Origin of the sequence: Lysinibacillus sp. IITD104, from assembly GCF_036698265.2 — a bacterium.
GTDB lineage: Bacteria > Bacillota > Bacilli > Bacillales_A > Planococcaceae > Lysinibacillus > Lysinibacillus boronitolerans.
Genome location: NZ_JBAHYH020000001.1, coordinates 3,406,923 through 3,431,321 on the forward strand (window position 1 = coordinate 3,406,923; position 24,399 = coordinate 3,431,321).

Consider the following 24,399-nt stretch of genomic DNA (forward strand, 5'->3'; position numbering starts at 1 on the left):
GATTTTACCATCTGTTGTTTCTTGCTTGGCTCACTGTCCCGCAGAAGTGTCGCGAATTATTTATATCTATCTTATCAAAATTATACGAAAGCCTCTATCAAAAGCATCGAATTCCAATTATAAACAACAATTTAGCTCGTCGTTAATTTTTACGGAAAAATTCGTTAAGGCGATCAATTACTTCTTCTTTTTTCCATTCAAATGTTTCACCTGTTTGACGGAATTTCACTTCTACAATACCTTCTGTTGCTTTTTTACCAACAGTTACTCGAACAGGTAAACCAATTAAATCAGCATCCGCGAATTTTACACCCGCACGTTCAGGACGATCATCTATTAGTACATCATAACGGTATGATTTTAGTAAGCCATAAAGCTCCTCTGCTAATGCCACTTGTGCCTCATCTTTTGTGTTAACTGGCACAACATGAATATCATACGGTGCTAATTGTGTTGGCCATGTAAAGCCATTGTCATCTTGGAAGTGCTCCGCTACAGCAGCTAGAATACGAGATACGCCAATACCATAGCACCCCATAATAAATGGTTGAGCCTTACCTTGCTCATCTAAGAATGTACCATTCATTTTATCAGAGTATGTAGTACCTAATTTGAAAATGTGACCAACCTCGATACCTTCTGCAAACTTAATGTTCCCTTGTCCATCAGGAGATGGATCTCCCTCTTGAATAAAACGAATATCTAAATAATCATTAACAGCAAAATCACGCTCTGGGTTAACATTGACTAAATGGAATCCATCTTCGTTTGCACCTGCAATACCATTACGGATAGATTTAATAGCATGGTCTGCTACTACTTTTACGTCTACTGGTAATTTCACTGGGCCAATTGAACCAACGCCACACCCTAATAATTCTTGAATTGCTGCTTCACTAGCAAGTTCTACAGAACCTGCATCAAGTGCATTTTTCAATTTGATATCATTAATTTCATGATCCCCACGTGCAAGGACTACAACAAGCTCTCCATCTACATCAAAAACTAGGGATTTGATGACATTAGCAGGTTCTACCTTTAAGAATGCTGAAACATCTTCAATTGTTTTTTGCTCTGGTGTTGCTACTTTTTCCACTTCTTTTAAAGCTTCATCAGATGGTTGATAATCAACGATTACTTCAGCCATTTCGATATTTGCTGCATAATCAGAAGTATCAGAGTATGCAATTGTATCTTCACCGATTTCAGAAAGCACCATAAATTCATGTGTTCCTTTACCGCCAATCGAACCTGCATCTGCAATAACAGCGCGGTAGTTTAAGCCAAGGCGGGAAAAAATATTAGAATAAGCACGATACATATCTTCATATGTTTCATCTAAACTTTCGCGTGAGGCATGGAAAGAATAAGCATCCTTCATGATAAACTCTCTTCCGCGTAGTAAGCCAAAGCGAGGACGTTTTTCATCACGGAATTTCGTTTGAATTTGATACAACGTTAACGGTAATTTTTTATATGATTTAATTTCATCACGTACTAAAGTAGTGATGACTTCTTCGTGTGTTGGTCCTAATGCAAAATCGCGGTCATGACGGTCTTTTAAGCGCATTAATTCTGGACCGTATTTTTCCCAGCGACCTGATTCCTGCCACAGCTCAGCAGATTGTAGAGATGGCATTAGAAGCTCAATGGAGTTGATAGCTTCCATTTCTTCTCGGATAATTGTTTCAATTTTTGTTAGCACACGTTTTGCAAGCGGTAAATACGAGTATACCCCACTTGTATTTTGACGAATAAACCCTGCACGTAGTAATTGCTTATGTGATTTTACCTCAGCATCAGCAGGTACTTCACGTAACGTTGGGATAAATGTTTTACTTTGCTTCATTCAGTGTTCCACCTTTTTCAATAGATAAGTTTATACTCTCAATAGCATAAACAAATTTAGCTTTGAGCGCAATGTTTCATCGAAATTGCGCTCAAAGCTAGGAAATCAACTTTCATTTAACTTTAAATGAATTAAAAGAAAAATCGTTGTATATCGTTCCATGTAACAACCACCATTAGAATCATCAGTAGGACGATTCCTACAAAATGTACAATACCTTCTTTTTGACGGTCAATTGGTTTACCACGTAGAGCTTCAAAACCAAAGAATAATAATCGGCCTCCGTCAAGTGCTGGTAATGGAAGTAGGTTCATAATTCCTAAGTTAATACTTAGCATTGCTGCCCAATTCATTAAGTTCATAATACCATACTGGGCAACTTGCTCTGTTGCTTTATAAATACCTACAGGACCAGAAAGTGCATCTATTGTGAACTTACCAGTAATCAGCATACCTAATAGTTCAAATATTTTCACAGTCATATTATAGGTTTCTTGTGCTCCATAGACAACTGCTTTTAATGGGTTAAATTCTCTTGGGCTTTCATAGCGCACACCTATTTGACCATATTTTTCGCCATCCTGTTGGATTTCCTTGACGGTCATATTTAAGTTCACTGATTGTCCATCTCGTTCAACTGTCACAGCAATATCTTCGTTTGGATGATCTTGAACGATAGCAGCTAAATCTTGCCATTTTTCAACTGCTTGTCCGTTAATAGCTGTTACTCTATCTCCTGCCAGCATCCCTGCCTGTGCAGCTGGATCATTCTCTACTACTTCTGTGATGATTGGCTCGTATGTTGGTACACCGTGGATCAAACCAATCACTAAATAAATCACAAACGCAAGAATAAAGTTAAACAAAGGACCTGCAAAGATCGTCATCGCTCGTTGGCCGACTGTTTTTGCATTAAATTGACGATCCTGTGGCGCAATGACTAGTTCACGACCATTTTCCACTAGCACACAGTCTCTAGCTACTTGATAACGAACTAAACGTTCTTCTTCATCATAGCCCTCTACAAATAACTCCTTCTCTAAATCAGCGCGTTCAACTTCTAAAAATAATAAATCTGGTAACTGCTTATTGTTTTGATTGAAAATAATTTTTTTTACAACATTATCCTCATTCACAATAAGCCCTATTCGGTAGCCTGGCTGTAATTCAGTGCCATCCATATCCTCGCCGGCCATACGTACGTATCCCCCGATTGGTAATAATCGAATAGTATACATTGTTTCGCCATGCGTTTTTCCATAAATTTTGGGACCCATTCCGATCGCAAATTCACGTACTAAGATACCTGCACGTTTGGCAAATAAGAAATGTCCAAGTTCATGGAAGAAGACGAGCATACCAAATATTAATATAAATGCAATGGCTGTTTGCATATTACCCCACCTTTAATAGCGATTAGTTAACGTTACAGTGCTTTCGTTATTTTACCATGTCTAACACTATTTTTCTTGTCTCACTATCCACATGTAATATGGTTTGTAAATCTGGTATTGCAATGTTTTGGTGTGCTTGCATCACACGTTCAATCGTTTCATCAATTTCAAGGAATGTGATTTTTCCTTGTAAAAAGGCTGAAACTGCCGCTTCGTTTGCTGCATTCATTGCTGTCAGAATCGTACCACCCATACGACCAGCCTCATACGCTAAACGCAAGGCAGGGTATCGCTCAAAGTCCATCTCTTGAAAATGTAGTTGACCAATTTGCGCTAAATTTAGTCGCTGACCATTTTGTAATGGGATACGGTCTGGGTAGCTTAAAGCATATTGGATTGGCACACGCATATCTGGTGTACCTAGCTGAGCAATAACACTAGTATCATGATACTCAACTAGAGAGTGAATAATACTTTCTCTATGCAAAAGTACATCTATTTTATCATATGGCATATCAAATAAAACATGCGCTTCTATGACTTCTAATCCCTTGTTCATCATTGTAGCGGAATCTATCGTAATTTTTGCACCCATAGACCAGTTTGGATGATTAAGTGCATCTGCGACCGTCACTTGTTTTAATTGCTCTCGCGTTTTATCACGGAAGCTACCACCAGAAGCGGTAATAATCAAACGTTCAATATTTTTCGGATTCTCACCATTCATTGATTGGAAGATGGCAGAGTGCTCACTATCTACAGGCAAGATGGTTGCTTTGTATTTTTTGGCCTCTGCCATCACTAAATGACCAGCAGTTACAAGCGTTTCTTTATTAGCAATAGCAATCGTTTTGCCCATACGAATGGCTGCTAATGTTGATTCAAGCCCTACACTTCCAAGCACAGCATTGACAAGAATAGTCGAATCTGGATGTGTTGCGACCTCTACAAGTCCTTTTGCCCCAAATGTAAATTGGATATTTGGAAACTCATTAGCAAGCGTAAGTGCATCTTCTTCTAATTGTACTGAAACTAATTCGGGCTTTAATGTTTCAATCATTTCTCGCGTTTTCTCTAAGTTCTTTCCTGATGAAAAAGCTACTAATTGAAAAGCATCACGTTGTTCTTTTAAGATGTCGTAGGTTTGCCAACCAATTGAACCAGTTGCACCTAATAAACTAATTTTTTTCACAACAAATTGTCCCCTTTTTCTATCTAAGCAAATGATTTAGCAAGAGTCTTTCCCTATACAATTAATTACTAAATAAATGTAAAAAATGGAGTAGAGGCACGACAAATAATAGACTATCAAAGCGATCTAAAATTCCCCCATGCCCTGGTAAAATATTGCCTGAATCTTTTACATCAAAGTGGCGTTTAATAGCAGACTCTACCAAATCCCCCATTTGACCAATGATTGAGGCAAAAATCGTTACTAAAACAAGTGATATATAACCATTTGCGAATGGGTAAATGAGTTGCATACCAACTGCAAAAATAACAGCAATGACGATTCCACCTATAAAGCCTTCGATCGTTTTCTTAGGTGAAATTTCTGGCCATAACTTATTTTTCCCTAATTTTCTACCTACAAAATAAGCACCAGAATCTGTTGTCCAAACAACTAATAAGCAATAGACAACATACTCTAATCCAACATTTCTAGTTTCAATTAAATAATGGAATCCTAAGCCCACATAAAATGCGCCTAATAAAATAAAGCCAACTTCATCAAAGGTTATTTTATTTTTTACTAAAACCACGTAAATAAGAAGTAGCATCATTAGACCATAGACTACCATTAGATTAGATGAATAGCCTATTAATTCTACAACCTTTTCACTCCAGTCCTTCGGGATAACCAGTAATATTAAAGTGACTAGCCCTAAGAAGCCAGGCACAGAAAAGATGGAAATACCTTTCATCTTAAGTATTTCATAAAAACCGACAATAGCCATTGCGAGCACAAGTATGGTAAACGGTACTTTGCCATAAATAACGAACGGAATAAAAAGTGCTGCTGCAATTATTGCCGTGATAATTCGTTGTTTCAAGTTGTTTCTTCTCCCTTCAACCCACCGTAACGGCGATTACGTTTCTGATAGTTTTCCACCGCTTCCAGTAAGTTTTCCTCACTAAAATCTGGCCACAATGTATCTGTAAACCAAAATTCTGTATAGGCGAGCTGCCATAACATAAAGTTACTTAATCGCACTTCACCACTTGTACGAATTAAAAGATCTGGCTCAGGTAAATGGGCCGTCATTAAATGAGATGTTAAGCAATCTTCTGTTATGTCTTGCATCGTTAATTGACCGTCCTGCACTTTTTGAAGCATTATTTTCATGGCATTGACCATTTCAGAACGACTACCATAATTTAGCGCAAAATTTAAAATAAGCCCTGTATTATGCTTCGTTTCTTCCATTGCCTCATACAACGCTTTTTGTGTATGGGCAGGTAATAAAGAGGGGTCTCCAATCATTTCGACACGTACATTACGCTCCATCATTTCTGGTAAAAAGGAACCTAAAAACTCAACAGGTAGCCTCATAAGAAAATCAACCTCAGGTTTTGGTCGCTTCCAATTTTCAGTGGAAAATGCATAGACAGTTAAGACTTTAATACCCAAATCTGACGCAAATCTCGTCACCTTACGCACCGTCTTCATTCCTTCATGATGACCAGCCACACGTGGCATAGCTCGTTTCTTCGCCCAACGTCCATTTCCGTCCATAATAATCGCTACATGGGCAGGAATCGGCTCGCTTTTAGCTAGGGCCACACGCTCCTCCAATGATAGTGTATCCATATTTATTTGTTTACCTAATAGCTTTTTAAACATGCTAACTCCCCCACTACAACTAATCGGACGTATACTAACCTATCATATCAAACAAAAGCGCCTTTTGTCTTTTTTTTCCCTCTAAATTGACTATGTATGTACTAGCTTATTCTAGAACTATACACATATTAAAGAATGAGTTTGTTAAAAAATGATGATTGTATTATTAATGACCTTTTCACATTCATACATGCTCTCTACTTGAGTCAGCAATTTGGCTATGAATAATAAAGAGAAAAGACGTCCTGTTAAGTATAGGACGCCTTCATCTCCTCAAAAAGTTCCATCATAGACGTGTAAAAGGTTTGTTTACACCTCTAAAATTTCTTTTTCTTTATCTTTCGCTACTTGATCTACTTTTACAATGAATTCATCTGTTAATTTTTGAATATCTTCACCATAGCCACGTAGATCGTCTTCTGTGATTTCGCCAGCTTTTTCAAGTTTTTTCAAATCATCATTTGCATCACGACGAACATTACGGACAGCAATTTTTGCGTCTTCCGCTTCTTTTTTCACTTGTTTTACTAGATCCTTACGACGCTCTTCTGTTAAAGCGGGAATCATAAGACGGATGACAGAACCATCATTTGTTGGTGTGATACCAATATCTGATTTCATAATTGCTTTTTCAATATCACCTAAAATTGATTTATCGTAAGGTGTGATTACTAATAAACGAGCTTCAGGTATAGAAACACCCGCAAGTTGGTTAATTGGTGTTGGCGCTCCATAGTAATCAACCGAAATACGATCTAATAGAGATGCATTCGCACGACCCGCACGAATAGATGCTAGTTCGCGTGAGAAAGCTGCGATTGTTTTGTTCATTTTTTCTTTTGCTTGTTCTAATACTTGTTTAGCCATTATACATTCCTCCTAACAACTGTTCCGATTTTCTCGCCTTGTACAGCACGTTTAATGTTACCCGGCTCCGTAATTGAGAAAACAATTAGCGGGATATCGTTATCCATACATAAAGTAGAAGCCGTTGAATCCATTACTTGTAAGCCTTGTTGGATAACGTCTAAGTATGTGAGTGTATCATATTTAATGGCTGTCTCATCCACTTTAGGATCCGCTGAATAAACGCCATCGACATTGTTTTTAGCCATTAAAATTGCATCAGCGTCAATTTCTGCTGCTCGTAATGCGGCAGTCGTATCAGTAGAGAAGAACGGATTACCTGTCCCTGCTGCAAAGATAACGACACGCTTTTTCTCAAGATGTCTAACTGCTTTACGACGAATGTATGGCTCCGCTACTTGAGTCATCACAATAGAAGATTGAACACGTGTTTCAATGCCTAATTTTTCAAGTGCATCTTGTAAAGCTAGGGAGTTCATTACGGTTGCCAGCATGCCCATATAGTCCGCAGCAGCACGATCCATTCCCATTTCACTACCTATTTTCCCACGCCATATATTACCGCCACCTACAACAACAGCAACTTCTACATCAAGATCTACTACTTCTTTTACTTCTTCTGCAACAGACTTGATTATTTTTGGTGATAAACCGAAGCCCGCTTCTCCAGCTAACGCTTCACCACTTAGTTTAATAACTACTCGTTTATATTGCGGTACACTCATTGTAAACCTCCGTAAGACTTTATTTAAAACATCCCTATTCCCTTTTCCATTATAGTATATCTAACAATAATTGCTAGTTGTGAATAAGGCAGAATAGAAAATTCTTCAATTTTTCATTCACTTCGGAAAAATAGGGAACACGCTATGTTGTGTTCCCCATTTTTTTGTCTAGATAATCTAGATATTATTTGATTAGAATCAAATGCAAGCTAAATTAGTTACCTTTAACTTGGCTCATTACTTCTTCTGCAAAGTTATCTTCACGTTTTTCGATACCTTCACCAACAGCGTAACGTACAAAGCCGTTTACAGAACCACCAGTTGAAGCTACAAAATCACGTACTTTTTGATCTGAGTTTTTAACGAAAGTTTGGTCAAGTAAGCAAACATCTTCGAAGTATTTACCAAGACGGCCTTCAACCATTTTTGCAACGATGTTTTCTGGTTTACCTTCGTTAAGAGCTTGTTCAGTTAATACTTTACGCTCACGTTCAACTTCTTCAGCAGAAACTTCATCACGAGAAACATAAGTTGGGTTGATTGCTGCAATGTGCATAGCAACATCTTTAGCAGCTGCTGCATCAGTAGAACCTTCTAAAGTTACTAATACACCGATACGGCCACCCATGTGTAAGTATGAACCGAATGCATCTGCATCAGATTTTGTTTTAATTTCGAAGCGACGAAGTGTAATTTTTTCTCCAATTGTTGCAATAGCAGTTGAGATTTGATCTACAATTTTTACGCCTTCAGCATTTGCAAGCTCTAAAGCAGCTTCAACTGATGCAGGTTTAGCAGCAAGTAATTGCTCAGCTAAAGATGCAACTAATACTTGGAATTTATCGTTTTTCGCAACAAAGTCAGTTTCAGCGTTTACTTCAAGGATGATTGCTTCGTTACCTTGTTCTAAAATGTAAGTTGTACCCTCTGCAGCGATACGGTCAGCTTTTTTAGCAGCTGAAGAAAGACCTTTTTCACGTAGGAAATCGATTGCAGCTTCTAAGTCGCCATCAGTTTGTACTAACGCTTTTTTACAATCCATCATTCCAGCGCCAGTTTTTTCGCGTAATTCTTTTACTAATTGTGCAGTAATGTTTGCCATTTAGTGTTTCCTCCTCAAATTGGTTGAACATAATTTAATGATAGGTTCTAAAAAAGGTGATAAGGGTTTTGAGCCACTTATCACCTTTTTGTAAACGTGAATTACTCAGCAGCAGCTTCTACAGCTGGAGCTTCTTCTTCACCTTGTTTTGACTCGATTAAAGCGTCAGCCATTTTAGCAGTTAAAAGTTTAACAGCGCGAATAGCATCATCGTTAGCAGGGATTACGTAGTCGATTTCATCTGGATCACAGTTAGTATCAACAATACCTACTAGAGGGATGTTTAATTTACGAGCTTCTGCAACCGCAATACGTTCTTTACGTGGGTCAACCACGAACATTACGTCTGGAAGATCGTGCATATCACGGATACCGCCTAAGAATTTGATTAGACGTTCGTGTTCTTTTTTAAGTTGGATTACTTCTTTTTTAGGAAGAACTTCAAAAGTTCCTTCTTCTTCCATTTTTTCGATTTGTTTCATACGTGCAACACGTTTTTGAATTGTACCGAAGTTTGTAAGAGTACCACCTAACCAACGTTGGTTGATGTAGTAGTTGCCTGAACGTTCAGCTTCATCTTTGATCGCTTCTTGTGCTTGTTTTTTCGTACCAACGAAAAGAACTTTACCACCGTCTTGACCAACTTGACGCATGAAGTCATAAGCTTCCTCTAATTTTTTAACAGTTTTTTGTAAGTCGATGATGTAGATCCCGTTACGTTCAACGAAGATATATTTCTTCATTTTTGGGTTCCAACGACGAGTTTGGTGACCGAAATGTACACCAGCTTCAAGTAATTGTTTCATAGAAATTACTGACATGTGAATTTCCTCCTAATATGTTTGGTTTTTATCCTCCGCATTTATCATCTACAACAAGCTACCCTAAGCTTAGAGCACCACTTACTGTATCAAAATACGTGTGTAGTAATAACACCATTTGCAACTATATCATAGCTTTGAACGATTCGCAACAATTTAGTGATGGAATTTTAGTAAAAGCTCGATTTCTGTTTTACCCTTTTGCAGTTGTTTCGCTATTTCCTCTGGTGATTTTCCCTGCTTTGCTAATTCTAGAGCCTGTTGTTCCACTGTCAGTACTTTATCTGGTTCTTTTTGCTCCTCCACTTTTAGAGGTGAAGCTGTTTTCACCATTTTGGAACCTGTATGTTGCTGACGTGAATAAGCATTTGCGACAATATTCTTAGGTACATAGATACGAGCATCTTTCTCTAAAGATAGAGAACTATCACTTTTCACCTCCTGTACTACTGGCAAAGGCGGCTCCTCCTGAGGTGACATATATTGTTCCGTGTGCTGCATGCTACTAGCCGCTATTTCCGACTGTGAGACATTTTGTAACTCTTTAATAAGACGATCATTTTCATCTTTCATTTCTGTTAAGTACACACTAATGGTATCATCCATTTCCCGCATTAATCGTTCTTGCTTCTTTTCCAAATCTTTAAACTTTGCTAACTTTGTATTTAAAATGATAAGAAAGTAAAAAGAAATTAGCTGTAAAAAGAATAGCACCGCTATTAGAATGGTTGTCATTGTAAACTCCTATCCACTAAAATCCACGAAATTCCCTTTAAACGGATGTTGTGCCTGTTTTTCTTGTTGATCCTTTTTTTTCTTTTTATGAAAGCCTGTTAAATACTCACCACCCGCATCTTCATCCTCACTAATTTCATCCATACCTTCTGATGTGTTGACAATTTTTTGTTTGCGCTCTACTTCTTTTTTTAATGCTTCATTTGCATGTGCTTGCTGAGCTAATACTTGTTGCTGTGCCTGATCCGCCATTTTCCCTGCTTCAAATGTTTTTGGTATAGCAATCTGTAACTCGACACCTTTTAAACTCATTGGAATCTCTCCCTCAAGGATATTTACGCATTAATCATTTCACTAGATAATAGCTTTCGTAGCTTTAATAGCGCTTTTGAATGAATTTGTGAAATACGGGAAGTTGATAGTTCAAGCATTTCACCAATTTCAGTCAAAGTTAACTCCTCCGTGTAAAATAAACTAAGGACAAGCTGTTCTTTTTCATTGAGTTTCTGTATATTTTCCGCTAGATCATCTAATAACTCTGATTTAATGATTGCTTGCTCAGGTGTTTTTGTTGTATCGTCGCGTATGACAAATGACTTGCCATCTGTTTCTTCTTGATCTTGTTGTTCATTAATAGAAAGAACATTTGAAAAAAAATGCTCTTGCACAGTTTGATAAACATCTTCAACAGATACTTCCATATGCTCCGCAAGTTCCTCAGGCGTTACATGACGCATATATTTCTGCTCTAGTTGTTCAATCTGCGCATCTAATTTTTTGGCTTTTTCACGCGCTGACCGTGGTAACCAGTCTTCTTTTCGTAGACCATCAATGATGGCTCCTCTTACTCTAAACGAAGCATATGTATCAAATTTTAAATCTCTGTTAATGTCAAATTTATTTAATGCATCAAAAAGTCCTACCATCCCTAAACTCGTTAAATCGTCTCGTGATACGCTTTTTGGCAGACCTGCACCAATACGTTGGACATGATAAGATACTAAAGAAATGTATTTTTTTATAAGTAAATCACCAGCATCTGGATCACGCTCATGTATCCATCGATTCCATAGTTTTTGCTCATCGTTCAGAATTGGTTGTGTCATGAAATCCACCTCTCTAAAAAACGCTTTTTCACGCTCATGTGCCAACGACTACCTGCGCTCTTAAAATTTATCATTCAACAGGATTTCTCAGCTATTTTTATAAAAATCCACATGTAAGCTAATTTAGACGTGAGCCCTGAATAGTTAAAGCCCGATAAGCAGTTGCCATCTTTCCTATATTATAACAAGAATCGACTATAATTTCATTTGTTTCTCTTAGTCTCTAATATATTCCTTTGTTTTTTAAAGACATAGAAAAACTGTATCCTGATTGTGTAATGACACGCGGATACAGTTGGATATAATGAAGCTTTTAGTTTATGAAGCTATTGAATTCTTTCATATAGTTTTAGCAATACTGTAGAACAACAAACAAATTGAACAAAAGAACAATAATACCTAAAATATGGAACCAACTCTTTAGTAATAAATTATGCTTTAAATCGAACTAGAGACAAAGTTCCCCTTGAACATGGTTGCCTTGCGTTGAGATCTTCGAGCAATTGCTTCAGCAGAGCAAGAGGCCTCCAAGAACACCATATTTGCACTATCTCCCACTTTTGGCCATGTTTGCTCACCTGCTTGATTAAGTGGGGTTTTTCCACCTGTAATAAATTGAAGGGTTTGAGCTAATGAGCGTTCATCCCCCCAACCTGAACTTTTTGCCAAACGCCCAGCTCGTTCTAATAAATCTCCATTACCAAACGGCGACCAAACATCAAAGATATTGTCACAACCAATTGCAACGGGTACGCCTTTACTGTTTAACAAACCAACAGGCGGGAACTTTCTACGTAGGGGGACACTCGTCACAATGGTAATGCCTGCATCACGTAAGATGTCTGCCATTTCTTCTGCCTCAGAGCGTGAAACATCTCCTAGCCCAAAGGCATGGCTAATGGCTACTTTCCCCTGTAAACCCGCTTCCTTTGTTAATTGGGCTAATCTCTTCATTGTGAAAGTACCTAATTGGTCTGGGTCATGCAAATGCAAATCAATCCCTGCGTTTCCTTCAACAGCGAGTTCCACCATTTGTTGTAGAGAAGCCTCAATATCACCATCCACTGTAGCTGGATCGACACCTCCTACAAATCCAGCCCCAGAACGTAAAGCCTCTCTTATTAAACTGGTTGCCTTTGTTCGTAATAGACCATGTTGCGGAAAGGCAACGATTTCATAAGACAATTTCCCTTCAAAAGTTTGGAAAGCTTTTTGAACCTCCTCTAAATTTTTCAAACCTACCTCAGGATATAAATCCACATGCGTACGTACATGTGTAACCCCTAACTGCACATAACGACTAAGTAATTCCTCAGCGCGTTGTTGTGTAGTTGTATGCAATGTTGGCAGTACCTCTTTTTCAATCTCACAGCGTTCAAAAATATTATTCACAGGTGTAACTGCCCGCCATTTGTCGCTCAAGAGAGTTTTATCCAAATGACAATGTTTTTCTATAAAAGAAGGTAGTGCTAATAGCTGTTTCATATCTTTTTTTGGATAATCATCATTTAATTGACTATCAGCAGCAACTATTTCTGCAATGGTTCCATCTTTAATGAATAGATGAGCACAAGCCGTATTCGTTTTAGTTATCGTGCCATTTACAAAGTGATAATCTGTTTCAAGACGTACATTTGTTAACCAGAAAGTAGAGTTCATTTCAGATTTATCCTTTCTTCTTCAATAATTAAAGCTTGCCTACAACTATATTTCCTTTAAAAAGCACTGCCACTCTCCTTGCTCTCCTTGCGACTGCTTCTGCTGAGCAAGTTGCTTCTACAAACACGACATTGGCTATATCTCCAATTTTCGGCCATTGTAGCTGTCCATCCTTGTTTAAAGGTGTTATGCCTCCAGTAATATACTTTAGACTTTGACCAAGTGAACGTTCATCACTTAAGCCAAAGCGTTCAGCTAGCGTGCCTACTTTTTCTAGGCTGTCACCTATACCAAACGGCGACCAGTGATCTGTAATACTATCATCACCTAACGAGATATGAACACCTTGTTGATCTAATAACGGAATAGGAATGGTATGATTCAAAGGAACAGACGAAGTAATGTCAATACCGTGATGAGCTAGTAACGCTGCCACTTCACTTGCTTCATTAGTAGAAACATCAGCTAAGGCCATGGCATGACTAATTGTCACTCGGCCGTGCCAACCTGCTTCCTCCGTTAATGCAGCTAATCGTTTAAAGGTAAAAATACCAAGATGACCAGGATCATGGATATGCAGATCAACATTTGCATTAGCTTCTACTGCTAATTCCATCACCGTTTGTAAGGATTTTTCTATATTTTCATCAATCGATGCTGGGTCTACACCGCCTACTAGAGACGCTCCACTTCGCAAAGCTTCCCTTACTAAAGAAATGGATTCACTACGTAAGAGGCCATGTTGTGGGAAAGCGACAATCTCCAAATCAACTTTATCTTTGTAAGCCTCTTTAGCTCTTAAGACTGCTTCTAAATTTTTCAATCCGATAAACGGATCAATATTACAATGCGTGCGAATATGTGTTGATCCTGCATGTAATAGCAAATCTAGTAACTTTTTTGCTCTTTCCTCTGCAACAGGCAATAAGCTTGGCAGTAGAATCTCTTCTTCTTTTAATCTTGTGATAAGACCTTCTGTGGGAATCGAAGGAGCCTTCCATGGTCCACCAAAATAGGTTTTATCAATATGAATATGCATATCTCTAAAAGAAGGGAGCATTAAATAACTATGTGCATTTCGTTTAGGCAAATCAGTCTCTAAAGGCTGATCTGCACTTATAATTTGAGTTATTTTACCATTTTCGACCTGTACATTAAAAAGAGCTGTTTTTGTTTCTATAACAGCCCCATTATCGTAACCATAACCCGTTTCTAATCGTACATTTGTTAGCCAGTATGCTGTTGGTATCATTGATTGGTCCTCCCCGAATTTTATTGAAGATTAATAGCTAGATGAACCATTTGAATGGCCCTCTCTTGATGTGGTAAAGAAAGTTGATGATAGACATAATCTTGACTAGAATTACTAGCATTAAAATAATAAACTGTAGAAATTTTAGAATAATAAATGGCGCTCAAACACATAGGACATGGCTCCGTGCTTGCATACATTTCGCAACCTTCTAAATTGGTTGTTTTCAGTGCATGACAAGCTTGACGGATTGCTTGAATCTCTGCATGATTCGTTACATCATTGGTGATGGTAACCTCATTTACACCAGAGCCAATAATTTGTCCATTTTTGACCACAATTGCACCAAAAGGAGCACCATGTTTTGTTCTTTCATTTTCCTTAGCTAGTTCAAGCGCTTTTTTCATAAAGTCATAAGATTTCATACAGTTCCCTCTCCTAGAAATTGCAAATTTCTCTTTCCTTTTCAACAATTGAAATTATCCATAATCAACATTTTTTCTGTTGATTGATTGACAGAACAAGCTACATTTTTATAACTTGTGGTTTTCTGATTAATAGCTTTTACCTTTGTACAAATATGCTAACATGAGGACTGTATATATGAATAATATAAAAAAAATAAATTTTACTTAAGTTTTTCGTATAATACAAACTTCAAGCCAAATAAAAAAAGAGTCGTTACTCACGACTCTTTTTTTATGCATTCACTTGTTGATCTTCTTCTCGATTCATCATCGTTCTTACTACTTGTGCAATTTCCTCGGTATTCTCATCTTGAAATTCAACCGTAGAATTAGCTGTTGGCACTTCATGGTTTACGCCTTCTGTAGAATCAAGTTCCTTTTCTTCTAATTCACCTTCAACCGCTTCCTCATCTACTTCTGGTGTAAACAAGATGTAAGCAATTAGAAAACGTACAATGAACATTACAAAAAATGCGATGGTTGCTACAATAAAAGAGCTAATTAGGATTCGCAGAGGCGTAAATGGTTTTTGAAATGTACTAAAAAAATAAATCGAAAAGGCAATTAATGCTCCCCATAGGTTGTAAAATATAGAACCAAACATTAGATTTCACTCACTCCCTGGTTAACTGTTCGGATATGTAATATCGACGTTGCAGGATTAAATTCAATCGTTCTACCACTATTTCCACCAGTATCCTCTGCCACTAAAGGGATGCCCTGTCTCTTTAATTCATTTTTGACAGCTTCTACATTGCGGGGACCAATACGCATTGTATCTTTGTCAGAAGTAAATTGGAACATCTGCGCACCCCCTGCAATTTTTGCCTTGAGCTTAAATTTTTGAACGCCCTCTAACTTTAATAAATCAATCATTGCAGCAATCCCTGAATCTGCAAATTTCGCGACATTGATTGACTCAGCTCTTCCTAAACTGGAATCTGGTAACATCACATGGATTAAACCAGCAATTTTTTTTGACTCATCATACAAAATAACACCGACACATGAACCAAGACCAGAAGTTCGAATCGTGTTAGGTAGCTTTACTACATCCATTTGTGCAATTCCCACTTTAATCACTTGTCCACTACTATTGGTTAACATATCACGAAACCCCTAATGCTTTAAAAATCGCATCAAATGAGTCAGGATCTGGTAGTAGGAAGAAATGGCCCCTCACCGTTTCATGGTCTTCCACACCTTCTTCAAAAATGGATGTATTTATAACAATAACATTATCACTGACATGAGATAATTCTATTAAACCAATGCTTATTATAGCTCCAAACATATCAACACTTAGACCTGGCACAGTCGGATAAATTTTTAAATTAGTAAAATCCGATAAGGCAGATAAATAAGAGCCCGATAAAATATTTCCCATTTCTTGCATAGCTGATAAACCTAACTCTGAAACAGGTCGTTTTTCAAAGTCAAAAGAATCGTCGAAAATGAGTCGACGTATAAAGCGGTTTGCTTGTTCGATAGGTAAAATAAAGAACATACTTCCTTCAGCATCACCTTCAATACGAAGGAAAATGCCAACAACAACGTTTTCTGATCCACCAGCCAACTCCATCATATCGTTAAAGGACACCATTTCTACCTTTGGAACGCGCATATCAATTTTTTTCCCAAGTAAATTGGAAAGTGCTGTCGCGGCATGCGCAGCACCAATGTTTCCAATTTCCTTTAATACATCTAAATGTAGTGATGTAATTTTTTGATTAAATGTCATTATCGATCCCTACTTTAGTGGATTTAATACTTTTTCTAAATGTAATAAGATTAATAATCGCTTCTCTACTTTAGCAACGCCTGAAATAAATTCTTCTTCAAGTGAGCCAACGACTTCAGGTTGCGGTTCAATAGCACTTGCAGGAATATCGATAACGTCGTTAGCGGAATCCACTACAAAGCCTACTTCCATATCTTCTAATGAAATAATGATAATGCGTGTTGTTTCCTCATGTTCAGAAATAGGTAATTCAAAACGTTCACGTAAATCCACAATCGGTGTGACAACACCTCGTAGATTGATTACACCTTTTACGTATTTCGCTGTTTTCGGTACACGTGTGATATGCATTAATTTCTCGATACCTTGAACATGGGACACAGGAATTGCATATTCTTTATCTGCTAACTGAAAAACTATTACTTTAATACTTTCTTGCTCCACTGCATTTGTCATACTTTACACCTCTCTTATTCATTCACCTTATTTAATTAGTGCGTTGCAATCTACAATTAAGGCTACTTTACCATTGCCTAAGATTGTTGCTCCTGAAATGGCAAAGATATTTGTTAAGTAATTTCCTAAAGACTTCAAGACAATTTCTTGTTGGCCAATGAATGAATCCACCACTAAACCAGCAAGTTTTTCACCCTTACGGACGATCACTACTGAGTGGAATTCTTCATCTTGATGCTCTTGACGAGGTACCTCAAAGATTTCCTCTAAGAATACCAATGGTACAACTTTGCCACGGAAGTCGATTACTTTTTGATTATGCGCATTCATAATCTCTGATGAACGGATAATAGATGTTTCAATAATAGAAGATAGTGGAATTGCATAAATTTCCTTTTCAATCTCCACAAGCATAACTGAAATAATCGATAATGTCAGTGGTAATTGAATCGAGAAGATGGATCCAACATCTTGTGTTGATTCAATTGAAATATTGCCACCTAGTGATTCGATCGTTGTTTTTACAACATCTAAACCTACTCCACGACCAGATACATCCGAAATGACATCTGCAGTTGAGAAGCCTGAGGCTAGGATAAGCTCATTTATTTGTTTATCAGACATTGAATAAGATTGTTCTTGTGTAACAATACCTTTTGAAATAGCTTTCGCTAATACTTTTTCTCGATTTATGCCCGCTCCATCGTCTTCAATTTCAATAAAGACGTAGTTTCCGCTATGATAGGCACGCAATACGACCGTTCCTTCTTCAGGCTTACCTTTTGCACGACGAGCAGTTGGATTCTCAATGCCATGATCCACAGAATTTCGGATCAAGTGAACAAGCGGATCTCCAATTTCATCGATTACTGTACGATCTAGTTCTGTTTCAGCACCAATAATTTCAAGGTTGATTTTCTTATTTAAATCACGTGATAGCTGACGAATCATTTTCGGGAAACGATTGAAAACTGTTTCTACTGGTACCATTCGCATTGTTAAAATAATAGTTTGCAAATCGCCCATCACACGACTCATACGCTCTACTGTTTCATTTAGCTCGCCATGATTGACTTCAGTAGAGATAGATTGCAGTCGACCACGATCAATGACAAGCTCTTCAAACAAGTTCATTAAAATATCTAGCCGTTCTATATTTACACGAATTGTTTTATTACCTACAGGTGCATGATTTTTATCAGTCTTTGCAGGTGTAGCTTCTTTGACTGGTTTTGCAACAGGCTCAGCTTTAGCAGTAGGCGTATCAGTTGGAATAGCAGCTACTTCAGCCACTGCTGTTACAGTTGCTGCTACCTCTTGATGAGCTTCAAATTCTTTTTCACTAAATTTCCTTTGGTCAATTACTGTCACAATTACTTCATCAACTTCAGAAACTTTCATTAGCTTTTTCTGCATATCCTCAGCTGATGTTTTTGTGACAAAAGCCACATAAAACTGTTGGTCAAACTGCTCGTCTTCTAGCTTTTCAACAGATGGACTTGATTTAATGACATCTCCATCTTTTTCTAAAATCTCAAACACCATAAATACACGTGCTGCCTTAAGAAGGCAATCCTCGCGTAATGTTACTGAAATTTCAAAAGCATTAAAGCCTTGTTCAGCCGATTGTGTAATGACTGTTTGTTCAAACGAATCATATTCTAATACACTTTCAACAACCGGTGCAGCAATCGTTGCTACCACCTCTGGGATTGCTTCCTCGCCTAGTTCTATTCGTTTTAGCTGTGCAACAGTTGAGGAAACATCACGCTTACCATCCCCACCGTTAGCAATATCCATCACCATTTCCTCTAAATGATCAACAGATTCAAATACAACATCTAAAATTTCGGGTGTAACATGAATCTTTTCATTACGGATGGCATCTAAAACATTCTCCATTTTATGTGTTAAATCTGCTAAATCTTCAAAGCCCATTGTGGCAGACATACCTTTTAAAGTGTGTGCAGAGCGGAATATTTCCCCAACAATTGCCAAATCATCTGGATTTTTTTCTAATTCTAATAAATGTTCACTACACGCTTGTAAATGCTCTTTACTTTCTTCAATAAACATCTCTAAATATTGATTGACTTCCATAAGAGGACACCCCTTTTAAGGCAAATATTTCATTATTGTTTGTGCAATATCATCTACATCTGCAACTTCATCAACAAGTTGCGTTTCTACTGCTGCTTTCGGCATACCATATACAATGCAAGTTTCTGCTGATTCTGCAATAGCAATGACATTGCCAGTATTTTTTAATGCTTTTAAACCATTAGAGCCATCATGGCCCATACCTGTCATAATCACTGCTACTTTATCAAAATCTTTATATTGACTAACATCTTCGAACATAACATCTACAGAAGGTCGATGGCCAGATCTTGGTGCTTCTTGATTATCAAGAACAATGCCAAAAGTCGTCCCTACTTTTCTAAGCTTTAAATGATATCCACCTGGTGCAATATAAGCCACTCCATTTTGCAAAATATCACCCTGTTCAGCTTCTTTAACAGAAATTTCACTTAGCTGATCAAGTCGAGTCGCAAGCGATTTAGTAAATCCAGCAGGCATATGCTGAACAATTAATATAGGAGCTTGGATAGACTTAGGAATTTTAGTAACAACCTCTTGAAGTGCGCGAGGTCCTCCTGTTGAAGTACCAATTAACACAATCTTCTTGCCTACCTTACTCCATTCTACCATTGGTTTAGTTACGGCTACCTTAGTAGAAACAACATTAGTAGACGTATTTGTTCGTCCATGTTGTTGTGGTTCCTTTATTACGGTACTCACCCTTGTCACTTGTTCTTGTTGTCGTTTACTACCAGAAGGTTTTTTCAATTTGGAAATTGGCACCGTTGCAGCTTGTTCCACTTTGTGCACAAGTTCATTTTGAATTTTATGTAAATCAAGGGAAATGGTCCCGCTCGGCTTGGCAACAAAATCGACTGCCCCGCCCTCAATCGCTGCAATTGCATTTTCTGTCCCACGTTGCGTGGTACTTGAGAGCATTACTACAGGAACTGGACATTGTATCATAATTTCTTTTAAAGCGTCGAGCCCATTCATTTCAGGCATCTCAATATCCATTGTCACAACGTTTGGCTTCAACGATTGTATCTTTTTGATCGCATCTTTACCATTTCGAGCTGTTCCAACTACTTCCACCTTCGAGTTGCCAACAAAAAAGTCACTAATTAGCTTTCTCATAAAAGCAGAATCATCCACAACTAAAAGCTTGCTTTTATGCAAAAAGTCCAATTAATCACGCCCTTTCGAGAAAATACTTCTAAGTTTCGTTAAAAATTTTTTCGTTGTTTGATCATGTGCGTGTATTTCCCCCGCACGTTGCTCCATAAAACGAACGACAATAAGTTGCAATGTCTTTGATATTAATGCGTCTGGATAAGCAAGAGAGAATGGCACTTGCTCGCGCACTGCCTTACGCACAACTGGGTCTTCAGGTAATGAGCCAAGAATGATCGTTTCTTTATCTAAAAAACGTTTCATTGTTAACTGTAAACGTTCATTCGTTTCTATTCCTTCTTCTTTACTGAAAGCACGGTTACAGAGAATATAAAACTGCTTATCTGGATCTCGAACATGAATATATTTCATCATAGAGTACGCATCTGTAATAGAAGTAGGTTCCGCTGTTGAAATCACGATAATTTCATCGATGGATGTGAGTAAATCTAGCGACCAATTTGTCGCACCAGCCCCCATATCAAATAAAATATAATCATAGTTTTTTTGAAGTTCTTCAAATGCTTGAATAAGCCGTTCGAACATACTATGAGACCAATCAAGCACACTCGTCATACCTGACCCACCTGAAATATACCTTAAATCGTAAGGCCCTTCAAATATTACCTCATCTAGTAACTTATTTCCTTCCAAGTAATCTTTTAAACTATAAGAAGCATTTTTCCCAATTAAGACATGGATATTTCCCATCCCAATATCCATGTCTACAATGACAACTTTTTTTCCCTTTTGGGCTAAAGTCATGGCAAAGTTCATTGTGAAGTTACTTTTACCTACTCCACCTTTGCCACTTACAACTGCAATCGCTCTACCTAGTTCGCCTTGCTGTTTCATCATTTTTAAGCGTAATGCTTCAGCTTGGTCTCTCATTTTTCTTCACCTTGAAAAAACAAATTAAGTACTGCTTCTAAATCAGCTTCTTCAATATCTTCTGGTACTTCTTGACCATTCGTATAGTAAGCAAGTCCTTTATTATATTTAATCATTAAATTGATCATTGTGCCAATAGAATTTGTTTCATCAATTTTTGTAAAAATGAATTTTTCAATTGGTAATTGCTTAAATTGATCTACAATATTCTCCATATCTCTTTCTTTCGTTGTCATTGCAAGGACTAAATAAGATTCTGCTTGATCATCGAATTTTATGAGACGTTGGAGATCATCAACGTATTTGACTTCTTTGTAATTTCGACCAGCTGTATCAATAAATACCAAATCTAAATGTGATAATCTCTGGATCGCTTGTTCAAAATCTGTTGCATTGTAAGCAATCTCAACAGGAGCTTGTAAAAGACCAGCATATGTTTTAAGCTGCTCTATTGCCGCAATCCGATAAGTATCTGTCGTAATAAAGCCAATCTTTTTCTTTTTTTCTAACACAGCTCTAGCAGCCATTTTGGCAATAGTTGTAGTCTTCCCAACACCTGTTGGCCCTAAAATATTTATATATTTTCTTTCGTAGGACAATCCTCCGACTGGAAGTACTTCTAGCTTCTTACGTAGTAAATTTTTTGTTATCAATTTACATTGCGAAAAATTTATTTCAGATGCTTCTTTGAAATGCATAAAAAGCTCATCACCTATCGTTGTGATGAGCTCTTCACTTAGCTCTTGCTGTCTTAAGTATTCAATGAAGGGTAAGAGTTCATCGGGATATTGAGCTTGGGTAGTCTTTTTATGCATTGATTGCATTAATGATTTTAAATCAGCAATTTCTTTTCTCAATTCTTCTGAAATGCTAGCGTCCTCATGTACTGCTACATCCTGGGGTGGTTCCTGATGTATTTTTGCTTGAATAGCATTTGTAATCTCTTGTAACCTTGCATTTTCCTTTTTTGCTACAGGCAGAACAGCAGGTGTTGGTACTGAAGCCACTTGACGTGGCTCCATTGCATCAACACCTGCAACCACTTCAAAACTCTTCTTTTTTATCATGCCAAAAAATTTCTTTGTAATGACGACTTTTGAATTTAAAATGACTGCGTCCTCACCTAATTCTGCTCGCACCTGCTTCATCGCCTCTGGTATGGATGATGCATAATATTTTTTCATTTTCATTGAACATTCACCACCCCAACACTTTGAATTTCAACCGAAGCATCCAATTCATTATAGGATAGAACCGGGATTTGTGGGAAATAACGCTCCGTTAATTGTCGTAAATACATCCGAACTGCTGGAGAGCATAATATAATAGCTGATTGCTCCATAAAGGAAACACGCTCTACTTCCGCTGCAATAGTTTCTAATACTGTTTGAGAATCTTGTGGGTCCATCGCTAAGTAATTTCCGTGATCCGTTTGTTGGATACTATCCGCAATCATTTTCTCTACTTTACCTGAAACCGTAATCACCTTTAATACCGAACTATCCCCAACATACTGCGCTGTAATTTGGCGTGCCAATGCTTGACGCACATACTCAGCTAAGATATCTGTATCACTCGTTAATTTAGCATAGTCTGCAAGTGTCTCAAAAATAATTGGTAAGTTACGCACAGATACATTTTCTCGAAGAAGCTTACCCAGTACCTTTTGGATTTCCCCAGTAGATAAAGGTGCAGGTGTTAATTCTTCTACTAAAATTGGATGGGATTCCCGTAAGTGATCGATTAACTGCTTTGTCTCTTGACGGCCCAATAACTCATGAGCATTTGCTCGAATAATTTCTGTTAAATGTGTTGACACCACACTTGGTGGGTCTACAACCGTGTAACCATACATTTCTGCATCCTCTTTTACTTGCTCTGTAATCCATTTAGCTGGTAATCCAAATGATGGCTCCACAGTATCAATACCTTCAATAGAATCATCGTCGCCTGGGCTCATCGCTAAATAATGATCTAGTAAAAGTTCACCTCGTGCCATTTCGTTCCCCTTTATTTTAATTCGATATTCATTTGGTTGAAGCTGAATATTATCACGAATACGAACTACTGGGATAACGATACCTAACTCCAAAGCAAGCTGTCGACGAATCATGATAACACGGTCTAACAAATCTCCACCTTGAGCGGCATCTACTAAGGGAATTAATCCATAACCAAATTCAAATTCAATTGGGTCCACATTTAATAAATTCACAACATTTTCAGGGCTCTTCATGCCGTCAGTAGCCACTTCTTCCTCAATCTCCTGTAATTCTTCTTCATCCTCTGGCTTCTTACGCTCCATCATATAAGCACCCGCAATTAACGAGAGACCTATTGGAAGTGTTACCCAGTTTGGAATTGGCGTAAATAGCCCTAGTAATACAATCGTACCTCCTGCTACATAAAGCAGCTTTGCTTGAGCAAATAATTGCCCTGTAATGTCTTGACCAAGACTACCTTTAGAAGAGGCTCTTGTTACGACAATCCCTGTAGCAGTTGAAATAAGCAAGGCGGGAATTTGGGATACAATACCATCCCCGACAGTTAGTTTCGAAAAATGAGTTGCCGCTTCTGCAAAGGGAAGCCCCATTTGTACGACGCCAATGATGATACCAAATAATAGGTTGATAATAACCATTACCATCGAAGCAATGGCATCCCCTTTTACAAATTTTGTAGCACCATCCATTGCACCGTAAAAGTCCGCTTCCCCCGCAACTTTTTCACGTCGTTCGCGTGCTTCCTTTTCGGAAATAATCCCCGCATTTAAATCAGCATCAATACTCATTTGTTTACCTGGCATCGCATCAAGTGTGAAACGCGCTGCTACTTCTGCTACTCGTTCTGCACCTTTTGTAATGACAATAAACTGAATTAACACTAAAATTAAGAAGACGACTAAACCAACAAGGATATTTCCTCCAACTACGAAATCACCAAAGGTTTCAACGACCGAACCTGCATCTCCATTAGCTAAAATTGCACGAGTTGTGGAAACACTTAGTCCTAATCGGAACAAAGTTAATAGTAAAATCACCGAAGGAAAAATGGAAAAATCCAATGCTTCTTTCATACTCATTGCTGTAAGCAATACAATTAATCCTAATGTAATATTAATGACAATTAAAAAACTTAACATCCACGGAGGAAGAGGGATGATGAGCATCGCAACGATTAAAATAACCGCACCTAAAACCCCAATATCGCGAACTTTCATTTGTGTCCCTCCTA

24 protein-coding genes are annotated in these 24,399 nt (G+C 37.8%); all 24 read right to left on the reverse strand.

The features are described 5' to 3' along the window. Positions 1-142: 142 nt before the first annotated feature. The 24 genes from V1L66_RS17400 to flhA all read right to left on the reverse strand — a co-directional run bounded on the left by V1L66_RS17400 (position 143) and on the right by flhA (position 24,385). Positions 143-1,849: a proline--tRNA ligase gene (locus V1L66_RS17400; protein WP_036080425.1), complete on the reverse strand. Its 1,707-nt coding sequence runs from the start codon at positions 1,847-1,849 to the stop codon at positions 143-145. A gap of 131 nt (positions 1,850-1,980) precedes the next feature. After that, positions 1,981-3,243: an RIP metalloprotease RseP gene (gene rseP / locus V1L66_RS17405; RefSeq protein ID WP_016994551.1), complete on the reverse strand. Its 1,263-nt coding sequence runs from the start codon at positions 3,241-3,243 to the stop codon at positions 1,981-1,983. Positions 3,244-3,289: 46 nt separating this feature from the next. Further along, positions 3,290-4,435 (reverse strand): 1-deoxy-D-xylulose-5-phosphate reductoisomerase, encoded by a 1,146-nt coding sequence (dxr, locus tag V1L66_RS17410; RefSeq protein ID WP_016994552.1) that lies wholly within the window; start codon positions 4,433-4,435, stop codon positions 3,290-3,292. 61 nt (positions 4,436-4,496) lie between these two features. Then, positions 4,497-5,297 (reverse strand): phosphatidate cytidylyltransferase, encoded by an 801-nt coding sequence (locus V1L66_RS17415; RefSeq protein ID WP_016994553.1) that lies wholly within the window; start codon positions 5,295-5,297, stop codon positions 4,497-4,499. Next, positions 5,294-6,088: an isoprenyl transferase gene (locus V1L66_RS17420; RefSeq protein ID WP_333005784.1), complete on the reverse strand. Its 795-nt coding sequence runs from the start codon at positions 6,086-6,088 to the stop codon at positions 5,294-5,296. Before V1L66_RS17420 ends, V1L66_RS17415 begins: the two co-directional genes overlap by 4 nt. A gap of 309 nt (positions 6,089-6,397) precedes the next feature. Next, on the reverse strand, positions 6,398-6,955 hold the full coding sequence (gene frr, locus V1L66_RS17425; protein ID WP_016994554.1) for a ribosome recycling factor: 558 nt from the start codon (positions 6,953-6,955) through the stop codon (positions 6,398-6,400). After that, on the reverse strand, positions 6,955-7,680 hold the full coding sequence (pyrH, locus tag V1L66_RS17430) for a UMP kinase (protein ID WP_004269260.1): 726 nt from the start codon (positions 7,678-7,680) through the stop codon (positions 6,955-6,957). Before pyrH ends, frr begins: the two co-directional genes overlap by 1 nt. A 214-nt stretch (positions 7,681-7,894) precedes the next feature. Continuing rightward, positions 7,895-8,782 carry a translation elongation factor Ts gene (tsf, locus tag V1L66_RS17435; RefSeq protein WP_016994555.1) on the reverse strand — a complete coding sequence of 296 codons (888 nt, stop codon included), beginning with the start codon at positions 8,780-8,782 and terminating at the stop codon, positions 7,895-7,897. 101 nt (positions 8,783-8,883) lie between these two features. Beyond that, the gene (gene rpsB, locus V1L66_RS17440; protein WP_004269262.1) at positions 8,884-9,603 is read right to left on the reverse strand and encodes a 30S ribosomal protein S2; all 720 of its coding nucleotides are present in this window, start codon (positions 9,601-9,603) and stop codon (positions 8,884-8,886) included. Positions 9,604-9,759: 156 nt separating this feature from the next. Continuing rightward, the gene (locus V1L66_RS17445) at positions 9,760-10,338 is read right to left on the reverse strand and encodes a hypothetical protein (RefSeq protein WP_036080433.1); all 579 of its coding nucleotides are present in this window, start codon (positions 10,336-10,338) and stop codon (positions 9,760-9,762) included. Positions 10,339-10,347: 9 nt separating this feature from the next. After that, positions 10,348-10,650, reverse strand: a complete 303-nt coding sequence (locus tag V1L66_RS17450; protein ID WP_036080436.1) for an RNA polymerase sigma factor — start codon at positions 10,648-10,650, stop codon at positions 10,348-10,350. A 23-nt stretch (positions 10,651-10,673) separates the two neighbouring features. Beyond that, positions 10,674-11,444, reverse strand: coding sequence for a FliA/WhiG family RNA polymerase sigma factor (locus V1L66_RS17455; protein WP_036080567.1), 771 nt, complete (start codon positions 11,442-11,444; stop codon positions 10,674-10,676). Between the two features lie 438 nt (positions 11,445-11,882). Beyond that, complete coding sequence (locus tag V1L66_RS17460) at positions 11,883-13,103, reverse strand: amidohydrolase (protein WP_258859551.1); 1,221 nt, start codon at positions 13,101-13,103, stop codon at positions 11,883-11,885. 28 nt (positions 13,104-13,131) lie between these two features. Next, complete coding sequence (locus V1L66_RS17465) at positions 13,132-14,355, reverse strand: amidohydrolase (RefSeq protein WP_333005785.1); 1,224 nt, start codon at positions 14,353-14,355, stop codon at positions 13,132-13,134. A 20-nt stretch (positions 14,356-14,375) separates the two neighbouring features. After that, positions 14,376-14,780, reverse strand: coding sequence for a nucleoside deaminase (locus tag V1L66_RS17470; protein ID WP_016994558.1), 405 nt, complete (start codon positions 14,778-14,780; stop codon positions 14,376-14,378). Positions 14,781-15,054: 274 nt separating this feature from the next. Then, positions 15,055-15,426, reverse strand: coding sequence for a hypothetical protein (locus V1L66_RS17475; RefSeq protein WP_036080446.1), 372 nt, complete (start codon positions 15,424-15,426; stop codon positions 15,055-15,057). Further along, the gene (locus V1L66_RS17480; RefSeq protein WP_004269269.1) at positions 15,426-15,929 is read right to left on the reverse strand and encodes a chemotaxis protein CheD; all 504 of its coding nucleotides are present in this window, start codon (positions 15,927-15,929) and stop codon (positions 15,426-15,428) included. The genes V1L66_RS17475 and V1L66_RS17480 overlap by 1 nt, the downstream gene beginning before the upstream one ends. A 1-nt stretch (position 15,930) precedes the next feature. Then, positions 15,931-16,563 (reverse strand): chemotaxis protein CheC, encoded by a 633-nt coding sequence (locus tag V1L66_RS17485; RefSeq protein ID WP_016994561.1) that lies wholly within the window; start codon positions 16,561-16,563, stop codon positions 15,931-15,933. 9 nt (positions 16,564-16,572) lie between these two features. Beyond that, on the reverse strand, positions 16,573-17,019 hold the full coding sequence (locus V1L66_RS17490; RefSeq protein ID WP_004269272.1) for a chemotaxis protein CheW: 447 nt from the start codon (positions 17,017-17,019) through the stop codon (positions 16,573-16,575). 27 nt (positions 17,020-17,046) lie between these two features. Beyond that, positions 17,047-19,119: a chemotaxis protein CheA gene (locus V1L66_RS17495; protein ID WP_036080449.1), complete on the reverse strand. Its 2,073-nt coding sequence runs from the start codon at positions 19,117-19,119 to the stop codon at positions 17,047-17,049. 15 nt (positions 19,120-19,134) lie between these two features. Further along, the gene (locus V1L66_RS17500) at positions 19,135-20,289 is read right to left on the reverse strand and encodes a chemotaxis response regulator protein-glutamate methylesterase (protein ID WP_016994562.1); all 1,155 of its coding nucleotides are present in this window, start codon (positions 20,287-20,289) and stop codon (positions 19,135-19,137) included. Continuing rightward, a complete protein-coding gene (locus V1L66_RS17505; RefSeq protein ID WP_016994563.1) occupies positions 20,290-21,165 on the reverse strand; it encodes a MinD/ParA family protein in 876 nt (291 codons plus the stop codon). It lies immediately after the preceding gene. Next, entirely contained in the window at positions 21,162-22,355 is a 1,194-nt protein-coding gene (gene flhF / locus V1L66_RS17510; RefSeq protein WP_258859553.1) for a flagellar biosynthesis protein FlhF, read from the reverse strand. Before flhF ends, V1L66_RS17505 begins: the two co-directional genes overlap by 4 nt. Then, positions 22,352-24,385 carry a flagellar biosynthesis protein FlhA gene (flhA, locus tag V1L66_RS17515; protein WP_036080453.1) on the reverse strand — a complete coding sequence of 678 codons (2,034 nt, stop codon included), beginning with the start codon at positions 24,383-24,385 and terminating at the stop codon, positions 22,352-22,354. Before flhA ends, flhF begins: the two co-directional genes overlap by 4 nt. Positions 24,386-24,399 lie beyond the last annotated feature (14 nt).